The organism is Mesorhizobium sp. B2-4-12, assembly GCF_006441575.1.
Taxonomy (GTDB): Bacteria; Pseudomonadota; Alphaproteobacteria; order Rhizobiales; family Rhizobiaceae; genus Mesorhizobium.
The window spans coordinates 1-1,377 of record NZ_VFVC01000105.1; the positions used below are offsets into that span (position 1 = coordinate 1).

At 64.7% G+C, this 1,377-nt stretch carries 1 protein-coding gene; it reads left to right on the forward strand.

All coding sequences use genetic code 11. The features are described from left to right. Positions 1–1,261, forward strand: a 1,261-nt coding sequence (locus FJ934_RS27850) for an IS1182 family transposase (protein WP_140613597.1), incomplete at its 5' end; no start/stop codon positions are given. Positions 1,262–1,377: the final 116 nt, after the last annotated feature.

The following is a 1,377-nucleotide window of genomic DNA, read 5'->3' on the forward strand; positions in this document are numbered from 1 at the left end:
CTTCATCCACGATCTGACAGCGCCGCTCTACTGCGCCGACAATGGCCGACCGCCGCTCGATCCGACCTTGATGTTCAAGGCGCTGTTCATCGGCTACCTGTTCGGCGTGCGCTCGGAGCGGCAGCTGGTGCGCGAGATCGAGGTCAATGTCGCCTACCGCTGGTTTTTGCGGCTGAAGCTGACGGACAAGGTGTTCGACGCCTCGACGCTGTCGCAGAACCGGCGCCGGCGCTACCAGGACGAGACGATCGCGCAGGCGATCTTCGACCGCATCGTCGAGCAGGCGATCCGGGCGGGGCTGGTGGACGGGACGGTGCTCTACACCGACAGCACGCATCTGAAGGCCAATGCCAACAAGGGCAAATACGACCTTGCCCTGGTCGCCAAGTCGCGGGCCGACTACTGGAGCGAACTCGACCGCGCCATCGAGGTGGAGCGGGCGCTGCATGGCCAAAAGCCGCTGAAGCAGAAGCAGCGCAAGCCGCCCGAGAAGCAGACCAAGGTCAGCCGTGCCGATCCGGAGGCCGGCTACATGGTGCGCGAGGGCAAGCCGAAGGGCTTCTTCTATCTCGATCACCGCACGGTGGATGGCCGTTGCGGCATCATCACCGACACGTTCGCCACGCCGGCCAACGTGCATGACTCGATCGTCTATCTCGGCCGGCTCGACCGCCAGGTGGAGCGCTTCGGCTTCAATGTGGCGGCTGCGGGGCTGGATGCCGGCTACGCCACACCGGGCATCGCCAAGGGGCTGGAGGACAGGACGATCAGGGGCGTCACCGGCTATCGCAACCCGACCCCGCCCAAGCCCGGCATGATGAGGAAGAGCGCCTTCGTCTATGAGCCGGATGCGGACGGCTATCGTTGCCCGCAGGGCCAGTTGCTTGCCTATGCCACAACCGACCGCAGCGGCTACCGGCATTACAGGAGCGATCCGGCGATCTGCCGCGACTGTCCGCTGTTGGCCTCCTGCACCTCAAACGCCAAGGCCGAACGCACCATCACGCGCCATGTCTGGCAGGACGCCCGCGAGCGGGTCGACGCCAATCGCTCGACCGCATGGGGCAAGGCCATCTACCGGCGCCGCAAGGAGACGGTCGAGCGGTCTTTCGCCGACGCCAAGCAGCTCTTCGGCCACCGCTATGCCCGCTTCCGAGGGCGAACCGGCGTCGCCTGCCAGTGCCTGATCGCCGCCGCCACCCAGAACATGAAAAAGATCGCAATCAGCCTCTGGCCAAGCCCAAAACCAGCACCCGCCTGAGGCCAGATGCGCAGCGCCAGCCTCCTGACATCTTCTCCTGACACCAATTTACAAAGCTCAATCAACGCGCAAAACAAAACCCCGCCGAAAATCGACGGGGTTCGTCAGCAGTCTGA